The organism is Cellulomonas sp. McL0606 (genome assembly GCF_058248365.1).
The window spans coordinates 1,181,573-1,204,417 of record NZ_CM177779.1 but is presented as its reverse complement, the minus strand read 5'-3'; the positions used below and the strand labels follow the sequence as shown (position 1 = coordinate 1,204,417).

Here is a 22,845-nt window from a genome sequence, read left to right as displayed (position 1 = left end):
GGAGGGAGCCCGCCATGGCACTTTTCCCCGGTGCGAACGTGAGGCTGATCAACAAGATCTTCCTCGATGTGGCCCCGATCGCCGTCCACAACCGGGTCAACCTGCACGCGCAGGGCGGTCTGGGGACGCTGTTCGACTTCAAGAGTCACACGAACCGGCCAAGCTCCCACTTCTGGGTCTCCCAGACCGGGGTGGTGGAGCAGTACGTCGACACCTCGATCCAGGCGGAGGCCGACCTGGACGGCAACGACGCCACCGTGTCGATCGAGACCGAGGGCGGTGTGGACCCGACGGCCCAGACCGAGCAGTGGACCCCTCCCCAGCTCCAGGCCATCACCGCCCTGGTCGCGTGGATCATGTCGACGCACCAGATCGAGCTGAAGCTGGCCACCGACGCGAAGCCCGGCCCCGCTCGCACGGGCTGTCGTGGCACCGGCTGGGGATCGACGGCAACTTCCCCGAGCTTCCCCGACATGCGTGCCGGGCGCAAGCAGCGTGGCGGCGGGATGCACTACTCGACGCAGACCGGGAAGGTCTGCCCCGGGGACGCGAAGATCGCGCAGATCCCCGGCATCCTTGCCGCCATCACGGGCGGGGCGGTGGTCGTGCCACCGGTGGTCGTGCCGCCTCCCCCGCCGCCGCCGCCGCCGGGCGGCGCGGTCGACGTCGACGGGTTCTGGGGCTCGGCGACCACCACCCGCGCGCAGGTGGTCCTCGGGCAGGCGCCCGACGGGCAGGTGCGATTCCAGTTCCTGAAGAACAAGCAGCCCGCCATGACGTCCGGCTGGGTGTTCGACTTCGCGCCGGGCCACGGGTCACCGCTGATCAGCCGCATGCAGGAGGTCATGGCCGCCGCCGGTCAGTACCAGGGCACCGTCGACGGCGTGGCCGGCCCGGAGTTCACCAAGGGCCTCGAGCGCCGGTTCGGCACCCAGGTCGACGGCACGTTGGAGGCGAAGTCTCTGACGGTGATGGCACTTCAGCGGGCGTTGAACGGCGGTGCCTTCTAGCGGGCTCGCGCCGGGTGCCTAGGCTCCAGGCATGGCCACCGTCATCCTCGTCCGGCACGGTCGGAGCACGGCGAACGTCGCGGGGATCCTGACCGGTCGGGCCGCCGGGGTCGATCTCGACGCGGTCGGGCGCGGCCAGGCCGTGCGCACGGCGGAACGGCTCGCGGTCGTGCCCCTCGTCGCGGTGGTCTCGAGCCCCCTGGCGCGCTGCCGGCAGACGGCGCGGGTCATCGCGGCGCACCAGGGCGAGACCGTCCGGACGCAGCTCGAGGCCGGGATCGTCGAGTGCGACTACGGGCAGTGGCAGGGGCGGCCGCTGCGTGAGCTGGCCCAGGAGCCGCTGTGGTCGGTGGTGCAGACGAGGCCGTCGGAGGCGGTGTTCCCTGGGGGCGAGTCGCTGACGGCCATGCAGGCGCGGGCCGTCGCGGCGATCCGTCGCCACGATGCGGCGGCACAGACCGAGCACGGCCCCGGTGCGGTGTGGGTGGCGGTCACGCACGGCGACATCGTGAAGTCCGTCCTCGCGGACGCCCTCGGCATGGGCCTCGACCTCTTCCAGCGGATCACCGTCAACCCGGGCTCGGTCTCGATAGTCCGCTACGGGACCGAGCGCCCCGAGGTCGTGGCCACGAACACCGACTCGGGCGACCTCTCCTGGCTGCGCGCCGCCGGTCCGGTGGGCGACGCGCCGGTCGGGGGCGGAGCGGGTCCGGCACCCGCTGCCCCAAACCCCGCTCACTCGTAAAATGGGTCGTATGCCGGCTCCCCTGGTCCACCTGTTCGACTGGCCCGACCGTGTCGTCGTCGGCACCGTCGGCAGCCCCGGTTCGCGGACCTTCTACCTGCAGGTGCGCGACGGCGCCCGGAGCGCGAGCGTCGCGCTCGAGAAGGAGCAGTCCGCCGTCCTCGCCGAGAAGATCGACGAGATCCTCGACGCGCTGATGGCGGACGACGGGAACCGGTTCAGCGTCCCCGTCGACACACCCGCCGAGCTCGTCGACGACGAGCCCCTGGACCAGCCCGTCGAGGAGCAGTTCCGTGCGGGCCTGATGCGGCTGGGCTGGGACCCGTCGACCGCGCAGGTGGTCGTCGAGGCGTTCCCCTACCTGGAGTCCGAGGAGGAGGAACCCGAGCCCGAGCCCAGCGAGATGCTGCTGGTCAAGATGCCCGTGGGGACCGCCCGCGCGTTCGTCCAGCGCACGCGGGCGGTCGTCCGGTCGGGCCGGCCGCTGTGCCCGCTCTGCGGCAGCCCGATGGACGACGACGGCCACGTGTGCAGCCCGCCCGACGAGTCGTGACCGGCGGCGACGTCGACCTCGCCACCGGTGGCGAGTCGTCGGGCGCATCGCCGTCGCCTCGAACGCGACGTTCCTCGCGACGATCGGCCCGGTGCGGGTCGTCTACAAGCCGGTCGCCGGGGAGCGGCCCCTGTGGGACTTCCCGGACGGGACGCTGGCGAACCGGGAGGCGGCTGCCTACCTGGTCTCCGAGGCGTTCGGGTGGGACGTCGTGCCGGTCACCCTCCTGCGCGACGGTCCGCTCGGTCCGGGGATGGTGCAGCTGGCGGGAGCCCGACGCGTCGCAGGACCCGGTCGACGTCGTCCCGGCGCGCGCCGTCCCGGGCGAGGGCTGGCGTGCGGTGTTCCAGGGCATCGACGACGGCGACCAGCCCATGACCCTGATCCACGAGGACTCCCCCGTGCTGCGCCGGATGGCCGTGTTCGACGTCGTCGTGAACAACGCCGACCGCAAGGGCGGCCACATCCTGCCGACGCGCGAGGGCCACCGCTACGGCGTCGACCACGGTGTCAGCTTCCACGTCGAGCACGAGCTGCGCACGGTGCTGTGGGGCTGGCGCGGCGACGCGCTCGACCCCTCCGAGCTGGCCGGCGTGGAGCGGGTGCGAGCGGACCTCGACGGTCCGCTGGGAGATCGCCTGCTCGACCTCCTCAGCGACGAGGAGCTGGCCGCGCTCGCCACCCGCTGCGACCGGCTGCTGCGGAAGGGCACCTTTCCGGGACCTCGCGGCGACATGCCCGCGTTCCCCTGGCCGTTCTTCTAGCCGGGGTCCCGTTCCGCCGACGCAGACGTCGGCTCCGACCCGAACTTCGTCCAGTCGCCTTCGGACACGACCTCGACCGAGCCGTCGACGACCACGATGGCCGTCTGCTCGTCGATGGCGTAGGCATCGACGCCGATGTCTGCGGCCCATCGCTCCGCGTCGGCCGGGGTGTTCGTCGGAAATGCGTTGAGGTGCGGGAAGATCGAGAAGTCGACGACCCCCAGGGTGCGATCGTCCGGGGCGGCCGGCCATTCCACGAAGTACGTCCCGATCCGCGGCGTCATCACCATGCTCCCGGCGCTCACGCCGACCCAGACCGTGTCGGGCAGCTCCGGCAGCAGGTCGGCCAGCCCGGACTCCCGCATCCAGTGGCTCAGGTACGTCGCGTCACCGCCGTCGACCAGGAGCACGTCGGCCTCCCGGACCCAGGGGACCCATCGCTCCGCGCCGATGCTGGGCAGCGCGGTCAGCTCGAGGACGCCGAGGGACGCCCAGCCCAGCGCGGTGAAGTACTGGAAGTCGGGCTCGGCGGCGACCAGGCCGCGCACCGACGCCGGTCCGCACATCGGGTGGCCCCACTGTGCGGTCGGCACGACCAGCGCGTGGCACTGCGCGACGGGCTTCCCGAGAAGCTGCACCAGCGCCGCGTGGATGCTGTCGTTCGTCACGCCGCCGGACGTGAGCAACAGCTTCACCCTGACCACTCCTCGTCGCGACCCCAGCCGCCGAAGGCGCCGTTGCGCCGCGAGCTCAGGTAGGAGCCGATGACCGCGGCCCCGAGGTTCTCGCTCTCGGGCGTGACGACGGTGCCGCCCGCGCGCTTGGCCATGGCGTCGACGAAGCGCGCGAGGCCGGGGTCGTCGCCCAGCCGGAAGAAGGTGGTGCGCGCGCCCAGCCGCATGGAGACGTCGAGCTCGCGCACCGCCAGGGCGATGGTCACCGGGTTGGGCGGGTAGTCGAAGAAGACCTCACCGCCGGGCTCCAGGTGGGACGTCGGCTCGCCGTCGGTGACGATCAGGAGCACGGGTTGGGCGTTCGGGTGCTTGCGGAAGTGCCGGTTGGCCAGCAGGAGGGCGTGATGCAGGTTGGTGCCCTTCTCGTACTGCGCGTCGAGGCCGACGAGCTGCTCGATCTGCATCACCTCCGCGGCGCGCCCGAACGCGATCAGCTGGAGGTCGTCGCCGCGGAACCTGCTGGTGACCAGGGTGTGCAAGGCCAGCGCGGTGCGCTTCATCGGCACCCAGCGACCGTCCATCGCCATCGAGAACGAGGTGTCGACGAGCAGCGCCACGCACGCCTGCGTCCGCGCCTCGGTCTCCTGGATCTCGACGTCGTCGATCTGGATCGTGACCGCTCCCGGCGAGGACTGACGGACGAGCGCGTTGGTGATCGTCCGGGTCACGTCCCACGGCTCGGTGTCGCCGAACGCCCACTCCCGCGTCGATCCCGACGGCTCCCCGGCCGCGCCGGACCGGTGGACCTCGTGGCCGCCCTGCCGGCCGGACATCGTGTCGGCGACGGCGCGCAGCACCGCCTTGCCCAGCTGGCGCATGGCCTTCGGCGTCAGCCGGAGCTGGCCGTCCGTGCCGCGCTGCAGCGTGCCGTCCCTGAGCGCCTGCTCCAGCCGCTGGAGCGTGCGGGCGTCGACCGCTGCGTCGGAGCCGAGCTGGCGTCTGAGCTCTCCAGGTCGAGGTCGTCCAGCTGGGAGCCCCGGTAGGACTGTGCGAGCTGCTCGGCCAGCGCGTCCAGGTCGGCGAGGTCCTGGAAGACGCCCGTGCCGTCGCCGAGCCCGAGCCCGTTCTGCCCGTCCATCCGCTCCGACCCGCCCCAGTCCTCGCCGGGCCGCAGGTTCCTGAGGTTGTCGTCCAGCCGGCCGAGCGCGTCCATGAGCCCGACGAGCCGAACGCCTGCTGCGCGAGCGCGTCCAGCGTCGCGCTGCTCCTGCGTCATGGAGTTGCGCATCCGCTGCGCGGCGGCGGCCCGGCGTGCCAGAGCGTCGAGGAGCTCGTCGAGGTTCTGCGGCTGCTCGGGGAAGTACTCGCCGTGCTTGGCCATGAAGTCGTCGAACTGCTGCTGGGTGTCGGTCCCGGCGTTGCGGGCAGCCAACAGCCCGTTGAGGTCTTCGAGCATCTCGTTGAGCGCCTGCTTGTCGGCGTCCGTGGCGTTCTCGAGCGCCTGCTTCATGCCGGCGAACCTCTGGTCGAGGACCTCCCGGCCCAGGAGGTCCTTGATCTTGTCGAACTCCTGGCGCGCCTCGCTGCTGCGCCAGTCGTACTCGTTGAGCTCGTTCACGGCTGCCGCCGGCGAGGACGGGAGGTTGTCGAGCTGCATCTGCGCCAGGGCGCGATCACCCTCGTCCATGTCGACGTCACGCGCCAGCTGCTTGCGCTCGGCCAGCACCGCCCGGTCGAGCAGCTCCTTGACCTGCTGCAGCGTGCCGTCGAGGTTGTTCTTCTGCGTGAGCTCGTTGCGCCGCTGGGCCACCCGCCGCGCCAGCTCGTCGAGGCCCGCGTGTTTCTGGCCCCCGCGCCGCAGGAACTCGCGCATCGCCCGCTCGGGCGAGTAGCCCGCCATGACGTCCTCGCCGATCGCGTCGAGCGCCTCGGTGAGATCGACCGGTGGCGCGAGCGGGTCGGGACCGTCGACGTACGGCGTGTACCGGCTCTGCCGAGCCAGGCGGCGGTTGGGCCTAGCCATAGATCGTCTCGCCGCCCCCCGACTCCTTGCTGATCCGGCGCGACAGGTAGAGGCCCTCCAGGGCGAGCTCGATGGCGGCGGCCCGCTCGCCGTCGTTCGTCGCGCCCAGGCGTGCGCAGATCTCGTCGTAGAGCTCGGACTCCCCCAGCGCGGGCAGGCCGGTCAGCACGTCCCGGGCGGTGACCTGCTCGCCGGTGGTCACCATCGACCCCCTCTGGAACGCGTCCACCAGGACCCCGAAGTCGACGCCACGGAAGTGTGCCCGCACGGTCTCCGCCGTGGCCGTGCGCAGCAGGTGGTCGAGGATCTCGTCCTCGCGCCCCTCCTCCCCCGACTCGAACTCGATCTTGCCCGCGAGCACGTCGACCGCGGTCTCCAGGTCGACCGGCCGGGCCACGGCTCGCTCCTCGCCCTGGCGCGCGGCCCGGTGCAGCGCCGACGCGGCGACGGTCTCGGCGCCCGCGATGGCGAACCGGGCGCTGACGCCGCTGCGCTGGTCCACCGCGCTCGACTCCCGCAGCGCGCGCGTGAACCGGGCGAGGATCTCGACGAGGTGGTCCGGCACCTCGGCCTCGAGCGACGCCTCCTGCCGGATGACCGCGATCTCGTCGGCGAAGCTCCGTCGGGTAGTGCGTCCGGATCTCCGCCCCGAACCGGTCCTTCAGCGGCGTGATGATCCGCCCGCGGTTGGTGTAGTCCTCGGGGTTCGCGGTCGCGACGACCAGCACGTCGAGCGGCAGCCGCACCACGTAGCCGCGGATCTGGATGTCCCGCTCCTCCATCACGTTGAGCATCGCGACCTGGATGCGCTCGGCGAGGTCGGGCAGCTCGTTGATGGCGACGATGCCCCGGTGCCCCCGCGGCACGAGGCCGAAGTGGATCGTCTCCGGGTCGCCCAGCGCCCGCCCCTCGGCGACCTTCATGGGGTCGACGTCGCCGATCAGGTCCGCGACGCTCGTGTCCGGCGTCGCGAGCTTCTCGACGTACCGCTCGTCCCGGTGGCGCCAGGTGATGGGCAGGTGGTCGCCCTCTGTCTGTGCGCGACGCTGGCTCACCACCGTGATCGGCTCGTACGGGTGCTCCCCGATCTCCGACCCCTCGATCACCGGCGACCACTCGTCGAGCAGGCCCACCAGGGTGCGCAGCAGGCGCGTCTTGCCCTGGCCTCGTTCACCGAGCAGCACGATGTCGTGCCCGGCGATCAGCGCCCGTTCGAGCTGCGGGACGACCGTGTCGTCGAAGCCGTGGATGCCGGGCCAGGGGTCGCGCCCCTCCCGGAGAGCCACGAGGAGGTTGGCCCGGATCTCGTCGCGGACCGATGTGTGGATGTGGCCGGAGGCGCGGAAGCTCGCCGACCGTGGCTGCTGTGGGACGCATCATCGTGTCGAGCGTACGTCCGGGTGAGACGGATGACCACGCTCCCGTCAGGGCACGTTCGCCCCGCCGTTGACGTTGATGACCTCGCCCACGACGAAGCTGGACTCCGGCGAGGCGAGGAACACGTAGGCGGGTGCCTGCTCGACCGGCTGGCTCGTCCGACCGAGCCACGACGAGTCCCCGAAGCCGTTCAGCTTCTCCGTCGGTTGTCCGTCGGAGACCTGCAGCGGCGTCCACACCGGCCCCGGCGCGACGGCGTTCACACGGATGCCGCGGGGCGCGAGGTCGGCGGCGAGCGCCTTGGTGAAGCCGATGATGGCGAACTTGGTCGACGCGTAGTTGATGATCATCGGCGAGGGGTTGTAGCCCTGGACCGACGTGCTGTTGATGATGGTCGAGCCGGCCGACAGGTGAGGCAGGGCGTCGCGCGTGATCCAGAACATCGCGTACATGTTCGTCTGGATCGTGCGGTCGAGGTCGGCCTCGTCCAGCTCGTCGAACGACTGGTGGTACACCTGGTGCGCCGCGTTGTTGACCAGGATGTCCAGCCCACCGAGGCCCTCCACCGCGCCCGCGACCAGGGTGCGGCAGAACGCGCGCTCCCGGATGTCGCCGGGCAGCAGGATCGCTGTGCGGCCCGCCGCGCGCACGTGACCCGCGATGGCCTCCGCGTCCACCTGCTCCTCCGGCAGGTAGCCGAGGGCGACATCTGCACCCTCGCGCGCGAACGCGATGGCCACCGCCGCGCCGATGCCCGAGTCGCCGCCCGTGATCAAGGCCTTGCGCCCGGGCAGGCGGCCCGTGCCGCGGTAGGTGGTCTCGCCGTGGTCGGCCTTGGGGTCGAGCTCGGCGTCGAGGCCCGGCACCGGCTGCCACGAGGCGTGCGGCTTGATGTGCGAGTGGCGCTCGACGGGGTTGTCGAACGTGAGCTGGTCGGACACCGAGATCTCCTTCAAGGATGCGGCCAGGACGATCATGGAGCGCCGCCCTCGCCGTGCACCTGACGATAACGACGTCCCCCTCCACCGGGCGCCGGGGTCCGTCAGGGCGAGACAGGCCCCGGTGCATCGCGGTCCGTGCGACGGCATCGGTACCGTTTCGACATGGGCCTGCGACAGCTCGGTTGGAGGGTCTGCTACGAGCTGCTCGGTGCGCGGGTCCGGCAGCCGCAGTGGTCGTTCATGAACTACGGCTACGCGCCGGTCGTGGCCGTCGGCCAGGAACCGTTGCCCCTCGACCCGGCCGACGAGCCGGACCGGTACTGCATCCAGCTGTACGCATACGCCCTCGACGGCGTCCCGGTCCTGGGCTCCGACGTCCTCGAGGTCGGCTCCGGTCGGGGCGGGGGCGCGTCGTGGGCGAGCCGCGCCCTGGGGCCGCGCACGACGACCGGGGTCGACTTCGCCGCGTCGGCGGTCGCGCTGTCGTCCCGGGACCGCACGGGGCCGGGCCTGCGGTTCGTCCGTGGCGACGCTCAGGATCTTCCGTTCCCCGATGCGTCGTTCGACGTCGTGCTGAACATCGAGTCGTCGCACTGCTACCGCTCGATGGAGGCGTTCGTGTCGGAGGTGCACCGGGTGCTGCGGCCCGGCGGACAGCTCGTCTGGGCCGACCTGCGGGCTGCCGACGCCGTCGACCGCACGACCGCGGAACTCGTCTCGACGGGCCTGGAGGCCGTCGGCACGCAGGACATCACGGCGGAGGTGCTGCGCGCGCTCCGGCTCGACGACGAGCGCAAGACCGCGCTGGTGAACGCCTGGATCCCGCGCCCGTTCCGACGAGCGATGCGACCGCTGGCCGGCCTGGAGGGAACCCGCAATCCCGAGGGGTTCGCGTCGGGCACCTTGCGGTACCTGAGTGCGCGGTTGGTGCGCCCCGCCTGACGGGACCGTCGACTGCCGTCGACGCGTCGACGACGTGGCCCGCGCTCCCTTGCGTCATCGCACAGGTGGGGACGTTCGACCCTATTGACGCACTGGCGGCCCGAATAACGTTGCCATCGCTTTGGCTGGGCGACTCGCCCCCCGAAGGGGTAGTCGGTCTTTCGCCCACGCGGGAGTGCCTGCACGCAACATGTGTGCACTGCCCGACATTGGTGCACCGAGCGAAAGGACAATACCGATGCGCCGCAGAACCTTTGATTTCCTCGCCAGCTGGGTCGGCGTCTTTCTCGCCGTCGTTCTCGCCGTTGCTGGTGGCCTCCTGATGTACGCGCACAGCTTCGTCAGCGACCAGGTCAAGACCGAGCTCTCCGCGCAGAAGATCGTCTTTCCTGCGGCCGGCAGCGACTCGCTCAAGGCCCTCCCGCCGGCCGACGCCGCTGCGATGGCGAAGTTCGCCGGCCAGCCGCTGACCACGGGCGACCAGGCCAAGACCTGGGCCAACAGCTACATCAACGTCCACCTGGGCAAGATCGGCGGCGGCCTCACGTACTCCGAGTTCTCGGCCAAGGCCATGGCCGACCCGACGAACACCCAGCTCGCGGGTCAGGTCGACACGGTCTTCCGCGGCGAGACGCTGCGTGGCCTCCTGCTCAACGCCTACGCCTTCTGGCAGATGGGTCAGATCGCCCTCATCGCGGGCATCGCGGCCCTCGTCTCGGCCGTGATCATGCTGACGATGTCGATCCTCGGCTTCGTCCACCTGCGCAAGACGCCCGCCGAGAAGGAGCTGCTCACCGAGCGGCACGCCGCCCTCGAGCCGGCGCTCGCGTGACCCAGGCTCGAGCCTGACCGACGCGCAACCAACGGCGACCGTCCCCAGTGTGGGGCGGTCGCCGTCGTCGTTCGTGGCCTCAACAGGTCTGGCCGCGCGCCGGCCCTGCACACGCGTTTCGTCGACCCCTTTCTCGTGCGGCGTACCTTGACCCGTAGTGGCCGTGACCGGACGGACGGGCGGAGCGATCCTCACGTCCGGGCGATCGGGATCCGCGGTCGACGAGCACCGGCATCGGAGCGGCAGGCGGGCACGTCCATGACCGAACCAGACGCGGAGGCGGTCTTCGCACCGCTCGGAGCACGTCTCGCGCCGCTGATCGCCGTCGCCGTCGCCATCCTGTCCCAGGTGCTCATGCGGGACCGCATCGCCGTGGGCCCCCGGCTGCTGGTGCCGGTCATCGAGGTCGCCCTCGTCGCGGCTCTCGTCCTGTGCGACGGCGTCCTGCAGGCCCAGCGCCGGCGCGCGGGCATCCTCCGGTACGCCCTCGCGCTCGTCCTTGCCGTCTCGTGCACCTCGTCGGCGACGCTCCTGATCGCCGACCTTCTCAGGACCCGACCGGTCAGCGTGCAGGTGCTGCTCGGCGAGGGGGTCCAGATCCTGGTGGTCCTGGTCGTCGGCTTCGCCCTGCTGTTCTGGCAGCTCGACCGCGGGGGCCCGGACGGTCGCGTGCGGCCCGATCCGGAGCGCCTGTCGTTCTGGTTCACGCAGGACGGGATCCGGGAGTACTCGGACGACTTCCAGTACTGGCAGCCGCAGTTCCTCGACTACCTGTACCTGGCCATCACCAACATCGTCGCGTTCTCCCCGACCGACACGCTGCCGCTCACCCGGACAGCCAAGATGCTCATGGCCTGGCAGTCGGCCGTCGCGCTCGCCACCTTCGCGGTCGTCTTGGCCCGGGCGATCAACATCCTGACCTGACGGCGTCCGACCCGGGTCCGGTCGCGCCCGGGTATCAGCGCAGCCCTTTCATCCCGATGGGATGATGCCCTCCGTCGACCCCAGGTGCGACGCTCGGAACGAGTCGGCACCGCCCTCGGCGGGCGCCGCCAGCACCCACCGTCGACCCTGGGGAGCACAGGTGTCGGACATCGATCTCGCCCGCCTCCAGTTCGCCTCGACGAGCATCTACCACTTCCTCTTCGTCCCCATCACGATCGGGCTCGGGTTCCTCGTCGCGGTGCTGCACACGATGTGGTTCCGATCCGGCAACCCCGACCACAGGCGGCTGACCAGGTTCTTCGGCACCCTGTTGCTCATCAACGTGGCCGTCGGCGTCGTGACGGGGCTGATCCAGGAGTTCCAGTTCGGGATGAACTGGTCGGCGTACTCGCGCTACGTCGGTGATGTGTTCGGGGCCCCGCTCGCGATGGAGGGGCTGGCGGCGTTCTTCCTCGAGTCGACGTTCATCGGGCTGTGGATCTTCGGCTGGAACTTCCTGCCGGCTCGCGTCCACCTGCTGACGGTCTGGCTCGTCGCGGTCGGGGCCGCGGGGTCGGCGGCGTTCATCATGGCGGCGAACTCCTGGATGCAGCACCCGGTGGGTTACACCGTCGACCCGGCGACCGGACGGCCCGAGCTGTCGGACATCGGCGCCGTGATGACCAACCCGGTCTTCCTCTGGGGGTACGCGCACGTGCTGACCGCGTCCCTGGTCACGGGGGCGGTGCTGATGCTGGCCGTGTCCGCGTGGTACCTGCGTCGGGGCGAGCACGCCGAGGTGTTCACCCGCTCGGCGAAGGTCTCGATCGCCGTGCTGGTGCCTTCGATCCTGCTCGCCCTGGGCGTCGGCAGCCACCTCGGCGTCATCGAGGCGACCTACCAGCCGATGAAGATCTCAGCCGCAGAGGCTCAGTGGACCACGTGCCAGCCGTGCTCGTTCTCGGCGTTCCAGGTGGGTGGCGGCAACAACGACCAGGACCCGTCGAAGCTCATCGAGATCCCGCACCTGCTCTCCATCCTGGCCACGGGTACGTGGGACGGCGAGGTGCAGGGCCTGAACGAGCTCAACGCGCAGTACCAGCAGCAGTACGGCCCCGGCAACTACGTGCCGAACGTGTTCGTGCAGTACTGGTCGATGCGGGTCATGGCGTACCTGGGCTCGCTCGCCGCGCTCGTCGCACTGTGGGGTGCCTGGCTGGTCTGGCGGCGACGCCTGCCGACGGCGCGGGTGTTCCTCGCCGTGGCGACCTGGGCGGTCGCAGTCCCCTTCCTGATGAACACGGCGGGCTGGATGCTCACCGAGAACGGCCGTCAGCCGTGGATCGTCCAGGGCCTCATGCGAACGACCGACGGAGCGTCTCCGTCGGTCGGCTCGACCGAGCTGGTCATCAGCCTGGTCGTCTTCTACGGCCTCTTCCTCGTCGTCGGCGCCGTCAACGTCTACCTCATGATGCGGTTCGCGCGTCGCGGCCTCCAGCTGGAGGAGCCGGATGAGCCGGCGCACACCGACGACGACCAGCCCCGCGTCCCCGTCCTGACGTTCTGAGAAGACCTGGAGGACGACCAGCGATGACCCTGCCCGTGCTCTGGTTCCTGATCGTCGCGTTCCTGTGGACCGGATTCTTCGTCCTCGAGGGGTTCGACTTCGGCGTCGGCATGCTCCACACGGTGGTCGGTCGCACCGACCTCGAGAAGCGGGTGGCGATCAACTCCATCGGGCCCTTCTGGGACGGCAACGAGGTCTGGCTGATCGTCGGTGCCGCCGCGATCTTCGCGGCGTTCCCGAGCTGGTACGCGACGTGGTTCTCCGCGATGTATCTGCCGCTCGTGCTGCTCCTCGTCGCGCTGATCGCGCGTGGCGTCTCCTTCGAGTTCCGGGGACGCCTGGAGGCCACCCGCTGGCGGCAGACGTGGTCGTGGTCCCTGACGATCGGCAGCTCACTGTGCCCGCTGCTGCTGGGTATCGCGCTCGGCAACCTCCTCGCGGGCCTGCCGGTGGACTCCTCCGAGGAGTTCACCGGCACGGTCGCCGACTCCGTCACCGGGTACGGCCTCCTGGTGGGGCTGACGCTCGTCGCGCTCTGCGTGCTGCACGGCGCCACGTTCCTGGCCCTCCGGACGCAGGGAGAGGTGCGCCGCCGCGCCCATCGCGCCGCCGCCGTCGCCCTCGGGCCGGCCGTCGTGCTGCTGCTCGGGTTCGCCGCGTGGACGCCGTCCGTGTCCGACGCGCCCGCGGTCCGCGGCGTCGTGCCGCCCGTGCTCGCCGTCGTGGCGGTCCTGGCCGCCGGGCTCGCGCTGCGCGGGCAACGCGAGGGCGCCGCGTTCTCCGCGACGGCGATCGGCATCGCGCTCACCGTCGTGACGCTCTTCGCCAACCTCTACCCGAACGTCCTGGTGTCGAGCACCGACCCGAGCGACAGCCTCACCGTGTCCAGCACCGCCTCGGGCCCGTACGCGCTCCAGGTCATGACCGTCGTGGCCGTCGTCCTCGTGCCCGTGGTGCTGCTCTACCAGGGCTGGACCTACGTCGCCTTCCGCCGGCGCGTCTCCGGGCCGCCGGCGGCCGCACCACCGGATCCGGTCGTGGGTCCGTCCGCACCCCTCGACGAAGGAGCAAGCACATGAGTCTGCACGGGAAAGTAGCGGTCGTCACGGGTGGCAACAGCGGCATCGGCAAGGCCGTCGTCCTCGCCCTCGCCGCGGCCGGCGCCAACGTCGTCATCGACTTCGTCGCCCATCCCGAGGCCACCGAGGAGCTGGAGAAGCAGGTGCACGCGCTCGGCGACCGGGCGATCGGAGTCGACGCCGACGTCAGCAAGGTCGCGGACCTGGAGATGCTCGTCGCCCGCACGGTCGAGGCGTTCGGGCGGCTCGACGTCATGGTGAACAACGCCGGTATCGAGACTCGCACGTCGGTCCTCGACACCACCGAGGAGCAGTACGAGCGCGTCATGGCGATCAACCTCAAGAGCGCGTTCTTCGGCACCCAGGTCGCCGCCAAGCAGATGATCGCGCAGGGCACGGGCGGCCGGATCATCAACATGACCTCGGTGCACGAGGACTGGCCCATGCCGGGGAACACCGCGTACTGCTTGTCCAAGGGCGGCATGCGGATGCTCACGCGGACGGCGGGCGTCGAGCTCGGGCCCTACGGGGTGCAGGTCGTCGGCGTGGGGCCCGGCGCGGTGGCCACGCCGATCAACACGGCGACCATGAACGATCCGGAGAAGATGAAGACGCTGGACGCGGCGATACCACTGGGCCGGATGGCCCAGCCGGAGGAGATCGCCAGCCTCGTGGCCTTCCTCGCGGGCGACGGCGCGACCTACCTCACGGCGACGACCGTCTTCGCGGACGGCGGCATCATGCACAGCAGCCCGGGTCTGTGAGGCGTCGTCATGAGCGAGCACTACGACGTCGTCATCATCGGCTCCGGGGCGGGCGGCGGGACGCTCGCGCACCGGCTGGCACCCTCGGGCAAGAAGGTGCTCATCCTCGAGCGCGGCGACTGGCTCCCTCGCGAACCGGAGAACTGGGACGCGACGGAGGTCTTCGTCAAGAACCGCTACGTCTCGAAGGACACCTGGTACGACGGCGAGGGCCGAGCGTTCCAGCCGCAGGTGCACTACAACGTCGGCGGTGCGACGAAGTTCTACGGCGCGGCGCTCTACCGGCTGCGCGAGAAGGACTTCGGTGAGCTGCAGCACCACGGCGGCATCTCGCCCGCGTGGCCGGTCGGGTACGACGAGTTCGAGCCGTATTACACCCAGGCGGAGCAGCTGTACCAGGTCCACGGCGCGCGCGGCGAGGACCCGACGGAGCCGCCGTCCAGCGGTCCCTATCCCTATCCGCCCGTCTCGCACGAGCCCCGGATCCAGCGGCTGTTCGACGACCTGGCAGCGATCGGGCTGCACCCGTTCCACTCGCCGTCGGGCGTCCGGCTCGATGAGACAGACCTGCCGGGAAGCCCGTGCATCCGTACGGCCACGTGCGACGGCTTCGCGTGCCTGCTGCAGGCCAAGTCCGACGCGGAGGTCATCGCGGTGCGGCCTGCCCTGCGCAGCCCGAACGTCACGCTGGTGCGCAACGCCGAGGTCCGCCGTCTGGAGACCGACGACGCGGGGCACACGGTCACGTCCGTGGTCGCGGACGTGGACGGGGTGGAGCAGCGCTACTCGGGAGACGTCGTCGTGGTCAGCGCCGGAGCCGCCAACTCCGCGAAGCTGCTGCTGGCCAGCGCCAACGACCGGCACCCCCACGGTCTGGCCAACGGGTCGGACCAGGTGGGTCGCCACTACATGTTCCACAACAGCCGGGCGTTCCTCGCCCTCTCGGTCGAGCGCAACGACACCCGTTTCCAGAAGACCCTCGGGGTCAACGACTACTACTTCGGCGACGACGACTTCGGGTTCCCGATGGGCAACGTCCAGATGGTCGGCAAGTCCTCGGCACCCATGTATCGCGGCGAGAAGCCCGTCGAGGCACGCTTCGCGCCCATGTTCGCGCTCGAGGAGGTCGCGGAGCACGCCGTGGACTTCTGGTTGTCGGCCGAGGACCTGCCCGACCCGGACAACCGCGTGACGCTGGGCAACCACGGCAACGTCGTCCTGTCGTACACCCCGAACAACCGGCGCCCGTTGGAGGAGCTGTACAGCCGGGTCAAGGACAGGCTCGGCCATCTCGGCATGCACCCGCACCACCTCGTCCCGCGTGACCTGTACATGAAGAACGACATCCCGGTCGCGGGGTGCGCCCATCAGGCCGGCACGGTCCGGTTCGGCGCCGACGCCGCCACGTCGGTGCTCGACCGCGACTGCCGCGCGCACGAGGTGGACAACCTCTACGTGGTCGACACCAAGCTCTTCCCGAGCATCGGTGCGGTGAACCCCGCCCTCACGGCCATGGCCAACGCCCTGCGGGTCGGGGACCACCTGCTCGCCAGGCTCGCCTAGGACCATCTCGCGCCGTGGCCGCTCGGCACGGCGGACGTGACAGGAGGTATTCCCGTGGACTCGAACAGCCCCGCATCGCCGTTCCCGCCGATCGCCCAGTACGCCTTCCTCTCGGACTGCCACACAGGAGCGCTCGTGGCGCCCGACGGATCGGTCGACTGGTTGTGTGCACCCCGGTTCGACAGCCCGAGCGTCTTCGGCAGCCTCCTGGACCGGGGCGCCGGGTACTTCCGGTTCGCGCCGTACGGGATCAACGTGCCGACGTCCCGGGCCTACGAACCCGGCACGAACGTTCTCGTCACCACGTGGCACACCCCGACCGGCTGGCTCGAGATCCGCGACGCGTTGACGATGGCCCCGCGCGAAGGCCCCGACGAGACGACGCCCCACACGCGTCCGCCGGCCGACGACGACGCGGAGCACCTGCTCGTGCGCACGGCCACGTGCCTGGAGGGGTCCGTGGAGATCGAGCTCGTGTGCGATCCCGCCTTCGACTACGGCCGGACGCGGGAGCCGTGGGAAGCTCGACGCGGCCGGGAGCCACACCGCCGACATCACTGGCGCCGGCCTGGCGATGCGTCTGAACACCACCCTGGCGCTCGGCGTGGAAGGCGATGCGCTGCGCGGACGGCACAGCCTGTCCGCCGGGGACAGCGCGTTCTGCTCGCTCTCCTGGGCAGCCTCGCTCGACGGACCGACGGACGCAGCGGACGCGCACGCGCGGATCGCCGCGACCCGCGACTTCTGGCGGCGCTGGCTCGGTCGGGCCCGGATGCCCGACCACCGGCTGCGGCCCTACATCGAGCGCTCCGCCCTGGTGATCAAGGGCCTCACGTACATGCCCACGGGTGCCACGGTGGCCGCCCTGACGACGTCGCTGCCCGAGACACCCGGCGGTGAGCGCAACTGGGACTACCGCTACACCTGGATGCGGGACTCCACCTTCACGCTGCAGGCCCTGCACTACCTGCTGCTCGACTGGGAGGCCGACGAGTTCATGCAGTTCGTGGCGGACGTCGAGGCCAACGAGGACGGCGCTCTGCAGATCATGTACGGCATCGACGGGCGTCGTGACCTCACCGAGTCGACGCGCGACGAGCTCTCCGGGTACCAGGACGCCCGGCCGGTGCGTCTGGGCAACGGCGCCTTCGACCAGCGGCAGAACGACGTCTTCGGCTCCGTGCTCGACTCGATCCTGCTGCACACACGGCGCAGCGAGCGCCTGCCCGAGCGCCTGTGGCCGATCGTCAGGTCTCAGGCGGAGTGCGCGGCCGCCGTCTGGCAGGAGCCGGACCAGGGCATCTGGGAGGCGCGCGGCAAGCCGCAGCACTACGTCTCCTCCAAGATCATGTGCTGGGTCGCGATGGACCGGGCCGCGCAGCTGGCAGCCATCCGCGGCGAGCCCGACCTGGAGGCCAGCTGGGCCGCGACCGCAGCCGAGATCAAGGCCGACATCCTCGAGCACGGGGTGAGCGACCGCGGCGTCCTCCGCCAGCACTACGACACCGACGCACTCGACGCCTCGACGCTCCTGGCCGCGCACTTCGGGTTGCTGCCCGGCACCGACGACCGGCTGCACGCCAGCGTGCTCGCCATCGCCGACGAGCTCTCCGAGAACGGCTTCGTGCTGCGGTACAAGACCGACGAGACCGACGACGGCATGTCCGGCAAGGAGGGGACGTTCGTCATCTGCTCCTTCTGGCTGGTGTCCGCGCTGATGGTGGTCGGCGAGAACCAGCGGGCGCTGGACCTCATGGAGCGACTGCTCCGGATCGCCTCCCCGTTCGGCCTCTACGCCGAGGAGTTCGAGGTGGACGCGGCCCGGCACCTCGGAAACTTCCCGCAGGCGTTCTCCCACCTGGCGCTCATCGAGGCCTCGGCGCGCATCGTCCTGGCGGAACGCGTCCAGGAGATGTCCCTGTGACGGTGACGACGGACGTCCTGGTCCTCGGCGGGGGCATGGCGGGTGTGGCCGCGGCCCAGACTCTCGGTGAGGCGGGCGTGCGCACGACGCTCGTCGACCGCGCGGACTACCACCAGTTCCAGCCGCTGCTCTACCAGGTGGCCACGTCGCAGCTGCCTGCCGAGGACGTCGCCCGGCCGTTGCGGACGATCTTCGAGTCCGTCCCGAGCGTCGACGTGGTGGTCCAGGCCGTCTCGTCAGCCTCCCTCGCAGACCGGACGCTGGTGCTCGCCGACGGCCGGTCGCTGTCGGCCGCGCACGTGGTGGTCGCTGCGGGCGCCCGACCGAACTTCTTCGGGGTCCCGGGCGCCGTCGAGCACGCATTCCCTCTGTACTCGGTGGCGGATGCGGAGCGCCTGCGCCGACACCATCGCGCTCTCGTGGACGACGCGGGCGCTCACGGGGTCGGCGGGCCCGGGTCCCGCGACGTGGTCGTCGTCGGCGGCGGGCCGACGGGAGTCGAGGTGTCGGGAGCCCTCGCGGAGCTGGTAGCGGCGCTGGTCGCTCACGGTCGGATGCCCGCAGACGCTCGGGTGCATCTCGTCGACCGGGGGCACGCCGTGCTCGGCCAGTTCTCCCCGCGAGCCCAGGCCTACGCCCACGAGCACCTCGCCGCGGTCGGTGTGGACCTCCGGCTGGGCGCGGGGGTCGCCTCGGTGCACGCCGACGCGGTCGAGCTCGACGACGGCACCCGTCTGCCCACGCGAACCGTCATCTGGGCCGGCGGGGAGTCCGGCGCGGCCGTGGCCCAGTCAGCCGGCCCCACGACCGGCCGGGGTGGTCGCCTCGACGTCCGCGCCGACCTGGGTGTCGAGGGCTTTCCGGGCGTCTGGGCCGTGGGCGACGTGGCCAACGTCCCGTCGGGAACGCACGCCGGGGCGCCGATCCTGCCGCAGCTCGGCTCGGTGGCCCAGCAGTCGGGCCGGTGGGCCGCGCAGAACATCCTGCGCAGTGCGCAGGGCGACGACCTCGCGCCGTTCCACTACAAGGACAAGGGCATCATGGCGATGATCGGCCGCAACGCCGCCGTGGCCGAGCTGGGCGCCCACCGGCACGAGGTGGACGGCCCGCTCGCCTTCGCCGCCTGGCTCGGGGTCCACGCGATGCTGCTCAGCGGGGTGCACAGCCGCACGGACGCCTTCCTCAGCTGGGCCTGGGAGTACTTCGACCGCGACCACGCGGCCACGGTCGAGGCGCACGACTCACCCCGGCGGATCGCCTGGGGCGACGACGCCCACGACGTCCCTCACATCGACCTCGGCGCACCGACGTCGGAGTGACGGGTGCTCGGCCCTCTCCGCGGCCGATCCCGAGGTTGCCCTGCTCGCAGGCGAGCGGGGTAGCGTGACACGGCGTGGGAGAACGCCGCGTTCGGCCCGTTCCGTCTCCGTCGCCGCACGCGAGCGCTGCTGCTGCTGCCGATCCGGTCTCACCCGACCGGCGGCCGACGGGGATCGCGCTGGTCTCCCGCAGCGGGTTGCTCGACACGGTGGCGGCCTCGCCCGCCCGGGTCGTCCTGCTCGTCGCCGGTCCCGGGTACGGCAAGTCCGCAGTCCTGCGCCAGTGGGCCGACCGGCTGGGTGATGCCACGGTGTGGCACACCTGCACGGACGCCGACAACGACCCCGCCACCCTGCTCTCCGCCCTCAGCCGTGCCGCCGGCAGAGCGTCGGGGATCGTGACTGTCTCCGGACTGGTGTCCACTGTCGTCGACGGCCCGCCGCGCGTGCTCCTCGTCGACGACGTGCACGCGATCACGGGCGCGGGGAGCCTCAACGTCCTCACCGACGTCGTCGACAGGCTGCCCCAGGCGTGGCGTGTGGGCCTGGCGACGCGCGCCCGACCGCGGCTGCCGCTCGCCCGGCTCCGCGCCGCCGGCGATCTCCTGGAGATCGGCGTGGCCGAGCTGTCCCTGGACCGCACGGAGCAGGTCGAGGTGCTCGCTCGCTCGGGGGCGAGCCTCTCCCCCACCGAGACGGATGAGATCCACGAGCGCACGGAAGGCTGGCCTGCCGCCGTGGCGCTCGCCGGCATGGCCGTCCGGGCGGGTGCTCGGGACTCCGACGCCGCCCTGATGTTCACGGGTGACGACCGTTTCATGCGCGAGTACCTGCGCACCGAGGTGCTCGCCGGTCTGGGCGCACGCGAGACGGCTCTGCTGGTGCGCTGCGCGATCCTCGACGAGCTCGCCGGCCCTGTGTGCGACGCCGTCCTGCGGGCGCGGTCCTCCGGAGCGGCACTGGAGCACCTGGCGGCGCACGGCGTGCTCGAGCCCGTCGGTCGGGACGGCGAGCGCTACCGGTGCCACCCGCTCCTGCATGACCTGCTGAGCGCGGAGCTGCACCGCAAGGAGCCGGCCCTGGTCCCCGAGCTCCACCGGCGCGCGGCTCGTTGGTTCATCGACGCGGGCGAGCTGGAACCGGCCGTCGCGCACGCCCACCTGGCCGGGGACGCCGAGGAGGTTGCGCGCCTCGTCCTGGACCGGGCCCAGCAGACCTGGACCGATGGTCGCGTCCACACCGTCCAGCAGTGGATGTCCTGGCTCGAGGAGGCCGAGGGCGTCCCCGTCTTCCCGGCCATCGCCGCGCACGCCTCCCTCATCTTCGGTCTCGTGGGTGAGCCCGCACGAGCGGAGCGGTGGTCCGCGATGGCCAGGGCGAGCGACCGGTCCGGAACGCTGTCCGACGGGAGCACCATCGAGGGAACGCTGGCCTACCTGGAGGCGATCGAGGCGCGTGGAGGGACTGCCCAGATGCGGTCGGACGCGCGTACCGCCTGGGCGGGTTTGTCGCCCGCCAGCCCGTACCGCGCGACCATGCTCCACACGGAGGCCCTCTCGTACCTGCTCGAGGGGGAGCGAGCGCGCTGACGACCTGTTCGTCGAGGCCCTCGAGGCCGCGGAGCTCGCCGCCGTCCATCCGCTCGTGGCGATGATCCTCTGCGAGCGTGCGGCAGTGGCGGTGGAGCGCGGTGACTGGACCTCGGCCACGACCGCCGTCCGACATGCCACCTCTATCGTGACCGCCGGCGGGTACTCGTCCTACTGGACCAGCGCGCTCGTGTACGCCTGGGCGGCCCGCACAGCCGTGCACCTCGGACTTCGACCGGAGGCCGCGGCGCACCTGCAGCGCGCACTCGCCCTGCGGCCCCTGCTCACCTACGCGCTCCCGGTGGTGTCGACCCAGGCACTCCTCGTGACGGCGCAGGCGTCCCTCGGTGTGGGCGACCTCCACTCGGCCGCGGCGGCGGTCCGGCAGGCGCAGGAGATCATGCACCGGCGGCCGGGCCTGGGCGACCTACCCTCACGGGTGGCGACGGCGATCGTGGCCGTGCAGGAGGCGGCGTCCCAGGGACGACCCCAGACGCTCACGCCCGCCGAGGTCCGACTGCTGCCGCTCCTCGCCACGCATCTGAAGCTTCCCGCTGATCGCCGAGCGCCTCGGTGTCTCCCGCAACACGGTGAAGACCCAGGCGATCTCGACGTACCGGAAAGCTCGGTGTGTCGTCGCGCAGCGAGGCTGTGGCGCGCTGGGAGCTGCTCGAGGGGTCGAACAGCTGGTGAACACCGCTTCACTCGATCGATCCCGCTCGGGCTCTCGGCACCCCCAGGCGCATCGTACGAAGACCGCATGGTGGGAGGTGGCGCAAATCGGACGCACGCGAACGCCCCATCTGCGGGTTCGCTGCCGCTAGTCCGACGCCTCCGGCGGATCGTGAGCCGATCCGTTGACGTGGTCAACGGGCCGTTCGACGTCGGCAAGTCCGAGGGGCCTGTCGGCTCGTGGTGGTGCTGTCGGCGAGGTTCACGCTGCTCGCGCCCTCGTCGGCGTTCGGTCGTCGTCGACGCCGGTCGGAATCAGACGCTGTCGCGCCACATCGTGGTGACCTCCGGGCCGCCCGGCTCGACGACGAACCGGGTGACGACCTCGAACCCGTGGCGCCGGTAGAGCGCGACGTTCGCAGGGTTGCTCGACTCGAGGTACGCGGGCATGCGTTCCTCGTCGATGAGCCGCAGGTTGTCTGCGAGCAACCCCAGTCCGAACCCGTGCCCGCGGCTCTGGGGGTCGGTGCCGAGGAAGCTCGGTAGTAGTGCGGCTCGGTCAGGTCGCCGTGGGCGTCCTCGATGAGCGCGAAAGCGGCGCTCACGCGAGCTCGGTCGGGTTCGGGCAGGTTGCCCACCAGTGCCTCGATGCTCGCGCCCTGTTCGGGCGTGCTCTCGGTGCCGCCGGGCGGGATCCAGACCGCCGCCGCCGTGCCGCCGTCGGCGAGCCACGTCCAGGGGTAGCGGGCCGCTCCCTCGATGAAGAGGCTCCACATGGCGCGGTGCTGATCTCGCCGGCGAGCTGGGTCAGGGAACGCCCAACCCCAGGTGGGGTCGTCGAAGAACGCATCCACCATGATGTCGGTCACCCGACGACGGTCCGCGGCCGTCGCGATCCGCGGATGCCCGGCATCGTTCATCGCCGGCCCCGGACGTCTCGTCGCCACGCGAGACTCCGGCAGCGATCGGGCTGTGTGCTTCATCCTCACCGTGCCCCTCCCACCATGACGCTGACCCACGCCCACGGTAGGTCTAACCACGCTGCGGGCGAAGCAGCCGAGTGTCGAAGCTCGGCCGAACGTGGCACTCATGCCCCACTGACGATCACGAGTTCGTTGCCTTCGGGGTCGGCGATGCGCCAGCGATCCGCGGACTCGTCCTCGTCGAGGAGCCGTCCACCGGCCGCAATTGTCGTCGCAAGGCGCGTGCGCGCGAGGTCCGACGGCACAGCGAGCTCGACATGGATGCGGTTGCGCTGCCGGCGCCGCTCCGTCTCCGATGCGTCAATCTCTTGGAAGAGCAGCACCGGGTTCAGGCGCCGCGGATCGTAGATGTCGCTGGCCCCGCTTCGTGGGTCGGGGATGTATCCGAGTGCGGCGACCCAGAACGCGCCGACCGCGGCGACGTCGGCAGCGTCGAGGAAGAGCTGAACGAACCGCGGCAGTCTCGGGTCCGCGGTGGCCCCGAGCTTCACGGGCGGCGGTCTGGATCTGCGCGGCGAGCTCGGTGAAGTCGACCTCGAGGCCGTGGACGTCGTCCTCCCACTGGTCCTTGCCGCTGTCGATGATCACGAGCCCGGGGCG

18 protein-coding genes and 4 pseudogenes are annotated in these 22,845 nt (G+C 71.1%); 16 read left to right on the top strand and 6 right to left on the bottom strand.

Annotated elements, in window-relative coordinates; all coding sequences use genetic code 11:
- The first annotated feature begins 14 nt into the window (after positions 1 to 14).
- From AC38ZX_RS06070 to AC38ZX_RS06055, 4 genes and pseudogenes are all read left to right on the top strand, one after another.
- Complete coding sequence (locus tag AC38ZX_RS06070; RefSeq protein WP_491296710.1) at positions 15 to 1,010, top strand: peptidoglycan recognition protein family protein; 996 nt, start codon at positions 15 to 17, stop codon at positions 1,008 to 1,010.
- Between the two features lie 31 nt (positions 1,011 to 1,041).
- Positions 1,042 to 1,755 (top strand): MSMEG_4193 family putative phosphomutase, encoded by a 714-nt coding sequence (locus tag AC38ZX_RS06065; protein WP_426594968.1) that lies wholly within the window; start codon positions 1,042 to 1,044, stop codon positions 1,753 to 1,755.
- A 10-nt stretch (positions 1,756 to 1,765) separates the two neighbouring features.
- Positions 1,766 to 2,308, top strand: a complete 543-nt coding sequence (locus tag AC38ZX_RS06060; RefSeq protein WP_491296709.1) for a DUF3090 domain-containing protein — start codon at positions 1,766 to 1,768, stop codon at positions 2,306 to 2,308.
- A gap of 46 nt (positions 2,309 to 2,354) precedes the next feature.
- Positions 2,355 to 3,072 (top strand): annotated as a pseudogene (locus tag AC38ZX_RS06055) (SCO1664 family protein).
- On the opposite strand, the gene AC38ZX_RS06050 reads toward AC38ZX_RS06055, so the two are convergent.
- The 4 genes and pseudogenes from AC38ZX_RS06050 to AC38ZX_RS06035 all read right to left on the bottom strand — a co-directional run bounded on the left by AC38ZX_RS06050 (position 3,069) and on the right by AC38ZX_RS06035 (position 8,087).
- Complete coding sequence (locus AC38ZX_RS06050) at positions 3,069 to 3,767, bottom strand: Type 1 glutamine amidotransferase-like domain-containing protein (protein WP_491296708.1); 699 nt, start codon at positions 3,765 to 3,767, stop codon at positions 3,069 to 3,071. The pseudogene AC38ZX_RS06055 and the gene AC38ZX_RS06050 sit on opposite strands and share 4 nt — an antisense overlap.
- Positions 3,764 to 5,769 (bottom strand): annotated as a pseudogene (locus AC38ZX_RS06045) (vWA domain-containing protein). The gene AC38ZX_RS06050 and the pseudogene AC38ZX_RS06045 overlap by 4 nt, the downstream one beginning before the upstream one ends.
- Positions 5,762 to 7,149: pseudogene (locus AC38ZX_RS06040) on the bottom strand (MoxR family ATPase). The pseudogenes AC38ZX_RS06045 and AC38ZX_RS06040 overlap by 8 nt, the downstream one beginning before the upstream one ends.
- Before the next feature lie 44 nt (positions 7,150 to 7,193).
- Positions 7,194 to 8,087 carry an SDR family oxidoreductase gene (locus tag AC38ZX_RS06035; protein WP_491296707.1) on the bottom strand — a complete coding sequence of 298 codons (894 nt, stop codon included), beginning with the start codon at positions 8,085 to 8,087 and terminating at the stop codon, positions 7,194 to 7,196.
- 162 nt (positions 8,088 to 8,249) lie between these two features.
- On the opposite strand from AC38ZX_RS06035, the gene AC38ZX_RS06030 reads away from it, so the two are divergent.
- From AC38ZX_RS06030 to AC38ZX_RS05980, 11 genes and pseudogenes are all read left to right on the top strand, one after another.
- Positions 8,250 to 9,029, top strand: coding sequence for a class I SAM-dependent methyltransferase (locus AC38ZX_RS06030; protein ID WP_491296705.1), 780 nt, complete (start codon positions 8,250 to 8,252; stop codon positions 9,027 to 9,029).
- A gap of 238 nt (positions 9,030 to 9,267) precedes the next feature.
- Entirely contained in the window at positions 9,268 to 9,861 is a 594-nt protein-coding gene (locus AC38ZX_RS06025; RefSeq protein ID WP_491296704.1) for a hypothetical protein, read from the top strand.
- Between the two features lie 258 nt (positions 9,862 to 10,119).
- The gene (locus AC38ZX_RS06020; RefSeq protein WP_491296703.1) at positions 10,120 to 10,785 is read left to right on the top strand and encodes a hypothetical protein; all 666 of its coding nucleotides are present in this window, start codon (positions 10,120 to 10,122) and stop codon (positions 10,783 to 10,785) included.
- 160 nt (positions 10,786 to 10,945) lie between these two features.
- Positions 10,946 to 12,352 carry a cytochrome ubiquinol oxidase subunit I gene (locus AC38ZX_RS06015; RefSeq protein WP_426594958.1) on the top strand — a complete coding sequence of 469 codons (1,407 nt, stop codon included), beginning with the start codon at positions 10,946 to 10,948 and terminating at the stop codon, positions 12,350 to 12,352.
- A 23-nt stretch (positions 12,353 to 12,375) separates the two neighbouring features.
- On the top strand, positions 12,376 to 13,431 hold the full coding sequence (gene cydB / locus AC38ZX_RS06010; protein ID WP_491296702.1) for a cytochrome d ubiquinol oxidase subunit II: 1,056 nt from the start codon (positions 12,376 to 12,378) through the stop codon (positions 13,429 to 13,431).
- Complete coding sequence (locus AC38ZX_RS06005; RefSeq protein ID WP_426594956.1) at positions 13,428 to 14,195, top strand: glucose 1-dehydrogenase; 768 nt, start codon at positions 13,428 to 13,430, stop codon at positions 14,193 to 14,195. Before cydB ends, AC38ZX_RS06005 begins: the two co-directional genes overlap by 4 nt.
- A 9-nt stretch (positions 14,196 to 14,204) precedes the next feature.
- Positions 14,205 to 15,758, top strand: a complete 1,554-nt coding sequence (locus AC38ZX_RS06000; RefSeq protein WP_491296701.1) for a GMC oxidoreductase — start codon at positions 14,205 to 14,207, stop codon at positions 15,756 to 15,758.
- Between the two features lie 36 nt (positions 15,759 to 15,794).
- Positions 15,795 to 16,013, top strand: a pseudogene (locus tag AC38ZX_RS05995) (trehalase-like domain-containing protein); the annotation flags it as partial.
- Between the two features lie 319 nt (positions 16,014 to 16,332).
- On the top strand, positions 16,333 to 17,682 hold the full coding sequence (locus tag AC38ZX_RS05990) for a glycoside hydrolase family 15 protein (RefSeq protein WP_491296699.1): 1,350 nt from the start codon (positions 16,333 to 16,335) through the stop codon (positions 17,680 to 17,682).
- Positions 17,679 to 19,001 carry an NAD(P)/FAD-dependent oxidoreductase gene (locus AC38ZX_RS05985; protein ID WP_491296697.1) on the top strand — a complete coding sequence of 441 codons (1,323 nt, stop codon included), beginning with the start codon at positions 17,679 to 17,681 and terminating at the stop codon, positions 18,999 to 19,001. Before AC38ZX_RS05990 ends, AC38ZX_RS05985 begins: the two co-directional genes overlap by 4 nt.
- 209 nt (positions 19,002 to 19,210) lie before the next feature.
- Positions 19,211 to 20,590, top strand: coding sequence for a winged helix-turn-helix domain-containing protein (locus AC38ZX_RS05980; RefSeq protein ID WP_491296696.1), 1,380 nt, complete (start codon positions 19,211 to 19,213; stop codon positions 20,588 to 20,590).
- A gap of 987 nt (positions 20,591 to 21,577) precedes the next feature.
- Here AC38ZX_RS05980 and AC38ZX_RS05975 read toward each other — a convergent pair.
- On the bottom strand, positions 21,578 to 21,751 hold the full coding sequence (locus AC38ZX_RS05975) for an N-acetyltransferase (protein ID WP_491296695.1): 174 nt from the start codon (positions 21,749 to 21,751) through the stop codon (positions 21,578 to 21,580).
- Between the two features lie 93 nt (positions 21,752 to 21,844).
- Here AC38ZX_RS05975 and AC38ZX_RS05970 point away from each other — a divergent pair, with 93 nt between their 5' ends.
- The gene (locus AC38ZX_RS05970) at positions 21,845 to 22,006 is read left to right on the top strand and encodes a hypothetical protein (RefSeq protein WP_491296694.1); all 162 of its coding nucleotides are present in this window, start codon (positions 21,845 to 21,847) and stop codon (positions 22,004 to 22,006) included.
- Positions 22,007 to 22,349: 343 nt separating this feature from the next.
- Here AC38ZX_RS05970 and AC38ZX_RS05965 read toward each other — a convergent pair whose 3' ends face one another.
- Positions 22,350 to 22,736 (bottom strand): VOC family protein, encoded by a 387-nt coding sequence (locus tag AC38ZX_RS05965; protein ID WP_491296693.1) that lies wholly within the window; start codon positions 22,734 to 22,736, stop codon positions 22,350 to 22,352.
- Between the last annotated feature and the right edge of the window lie 109 nt (positions 22,737 to 22,845).